The following is a 3,250-nucleotide window of genomic DNA, read 5'->3' as shown; positions in this document are numbered from 1 at the left end:
GTTCACGCACTATCACAACAACATATAGTGTTGATCCTACTACAGGCGCTATTACAGAAACAGTAGGAGAACCAGTAGTAGTAAATCCAACAGAAACAATTGTCAAAGTCGCAGCGAAGGACAAAGTGGAGACAACCGAAATCCCATCACCTAAGAAATATGTAAAAGATGATACACGCGACAAAAATCAACCAAATGTGGAAGAAGCAGGACAAGCAGGTTCACGCACAGTAACAACTACTTACGAAGTAAATCCAGCAGGTGGAACAATTACAGAAAGAGTAGGAGAACCAGTAGTAGTAAATCCAACAGCAACAATTGTCAAAGTCGCAGCCAAGGACAAAGTAGTAGAAACACCGATTGAACCAGAAATTGAGTATGTTAGAGATGGTGAAAAAGACTTAGGTACACCAGATGAGCGTACTGAGGGTGATAAAGGTAAAACAGTTACTACAACCACGTACGATGTAGATTCAAACGACGGTCATATTACAGAGCACGTTGGTAATCCAGTCGTGACCCCAGCAGGTAAGACAATCGTTAAAGTTGGTGCTAAAACTAAGGTTGAGAACTCTAAAGATCCTGAAGGTCGTGATGTGATTGATACTATTACCTATGAAGTTGATCCAAAAACAGGTAAGGTAACTCCGACAACGGTTCGAACTTATGGGAAAACGAAAGAACCAACAGTCGAGAAGAGAGTAGTACCGTCACCTGTTATCTATGAAAAAGATGATACGAAAGAAAAAGGTACAGCTCCAACTACTGTTAAAGGTGAAGATGGTGAAGACACTATCACAACAACTTATACTGTTGATCCTAATACAGGAAAGATTATAGTAAACGAAGGTAAACCAGTTCGTACGAAAGAACCAACAGCAATAATTGTCAAAGTCGCAGCGAAGGACAAAGTCGTAGAAACACCGATTGAACCAGAAGTGGAATACGTTAAAGATGTTGAAAAAGACTTCGGTACACCAGATGAGCGTATTGAGGGTGAAAAAGGTAAAACAGTTACTACAACCACTTACGATGTAAATCCAAAAGATGGTCATATCACAGAACATGTTGGTACCCCAGTCGTCACCCCAGCAGGTAAGACAATCGTTAAAGTTGGTGCGAAAACTAAGGTTGAACAATCTAAAGATTCTGAAGGTCGCGATGTGATTGATACCACTACCTATGAAGTTGATTCAAAAACAGGTAAGGTAACTCCTACAACAGTTCGAACATATGGAATAACGAAAGAACCAAAAGTAGAGTTAGAACAAGATCCTAAGACAGGTGATGTTACAGTGACACCGAAGAAACCAGATGGGTCAACATATCCACCAGGAACTAAGGTAGAAATCCCAGGTAAAGATGGTAATCCAATCGTTGTTACAATCGATGAAGATGGTAAAGGTAAAGTACCAAACAGTGATCTACCAAACGTAGAAAAAACAGGTACAGGTAAGATTACTGAACCAGGTAAATCATCTGTGGGAGTTCCTAAGGTAACAACTTTTGAAAACGATGTATTAGGGGGTTCAATTGCATTGCCAGAGCTAATGATTGAGGTTCACTGGATTGATGAAGATGGAGCTGTATTGAAACCATCCCTTAAGACAGGTAGTGAAAAGGATGCTGAACATGGATCAATTCCAGGATATGAATTTGTACGAACTGTGATTGATGAAAATGAACCAGTAATGACTCACATTTTCAGAAAAGTAAGTGGAACTACAAATCCAACTCCAGCAACTCCAGCAACTCCAGTCACACCAGATACTAATGAGAATTCTGGTCAAGATACACCTGCACCAACAACTCCAACTCCAGTAACTCCAGTCACACCAGATACTAATGGAGGTTCTGGTCAAGATGCACCTGCACCAACACCAGCTACTCCAACTTCAAATGCAGTTACTCCAAATGCAGATCAGGTAGATACTAAGACTACTGTTGATAATGGAGCTAAGTCAAATGATTCTCAAAATGTATTGCCAAATACAGGAACAGAATCAAATGATTCTCAAAATGTATTGCCAAGACTTGGAACAGAGTCAAATGTGACTTTTGCATCTCTAGGGCTTCTTGGTATGTTAGGCGGTCTCGGACTTGCTCTTGGAAAGAAAAAAGAAGACTAAAATAAACCTTTTATTAAGGTTTGAACTACTTACTGTTAAGTGGCCGATGAAATGATAAAAGATTAAGAAATGACCTTGCTCTTCATTTGAAGAAATGCAAGGTCGTTGTTGTATTCTTGAAAAAAGTAGACGTCAATATTCGTACCAAGACCCTCTCAAAATATTGTATTTCTTCAATCCTAGTGCTCAGTTTTGAAATGTCTCAAAAAGTGCACTATTAGTACACTTACTAACGAGTGTGTCATCTGATATTGAGAACTTATACTCAATGAAAATCAAAGGGCAAACTAGGGAACTAGCCGCAGGTTGCTCAAAACACCGTTTTGAGGTTGTGGATAGAACTGACGAAGTCAGCTCAAAACACTGTTTTGAGGTTGTAGATAAGACTGACGAAGTCAGTCACATATATACGGCAAGGCGACGTTGACGTGGTTTGAAGAGATTTTCGAAGAGTATTACTATTCGTTATCCTAGAGAAATGTATTGTATTATGAGACGACTAATACGATAAGGTACAATAGATTTATTCTACAGAAAGGAAAAACTCCAGTTTTATTTAATAGGATAAAATGAAGCTCAGATATTGATAGTTTCAATCGTTTGTGTGATATTTTAAAAATAAGTCATTTTTAATGGGTTGAAGAACAAAAAAATATCATGATACTCCAATGCTATCAAAGAAAATTAGAGGTTGTATCAAATATAAATATTGTAGAAGCATAAAAACTAAAAAAGTGTGATTTAAGCGAGAAATGATTTGCATATTCCCACAAAAAAGTATACAATCATAGTTGGATAGCCTTGCCTATGAATATAAATCATATGTATTTTAGGTAAGCTAATTTTAAAAAAAGGAGACAATAGAATGGATAAAAAATCATCCATGAGTCGTATCGAACGCCAGAAACGAGAAAAAGTGTTACGCTTCTCTATTCGTAAGTATAGCTTTGGTGCGGCTTCAGTTGCTGTTGCAGCACTGATGTTTTTAGGTGCGCGCGTCGTTAGTGCGGATAGCGTAACACCTGTTGAACAACCTCATGTAGAGGCTTTAACTCAAGATATAGTCATTTAGTTTTAAAAAAGCACTCTAAACATTCAAAGATATTGGGGACTTCCCTTAA

At 38.1% G+C, this 3,250-nt stretch carries 2 protein-coding genes and 1 pseudogene; all 3 read left to right on the top strand.

What is annotated here, in order from left to right:
- Nucleotides 1-2,129: pseudogene (locus ADI86_RS09340) on the top strand (G5 domain-containing protein); the annotation flags it as partial.
- Nucleotides 2,130-2,397: 268 nt separating this feature from the next.
- Nucleotides 2,398-2,556 carry a hypothetical protein gene (locus ADI86_RS11920; protein WP_160313027.1) on the top strand — a complete coding sequence of 53 codons (159 nt, stop codon included), beginning with the start codon at nucleotides 2,398-2,400 and terminating at the stop codon, nucleotides 2,554-2,556.
- A gap of 438 nt (nucleotides 2,557-2,994) precedes the next feature.
- Nucleotides 2,995-3,201 (top strand): YSIRK-type signal peptide-containing protein, encoded by a 207-nt coding sequence (locus ADI86_RS09335; RefSeq protein WP_049532736.1) that lies wholly within the window; start codon nucleotides 2,995-2,997, stop codon nucleotides 3,199-3,201.
- Nucleotides 3,202-3,250 lie beyond the last annotated feature (49 nt).

Source organism: Streptococcus pseudopneumoniae, from assembly GCF_001074975.1.
Lineage (GTDB): Bacteria > Bacillota > Bacilli > Lactobacillales > Streptococcaceae > Streptococcus > Streptococcus pseudopneumoniae_D.
This window is presented reverse-complemented; position numbering and strand designations above follow the sequence as displayed.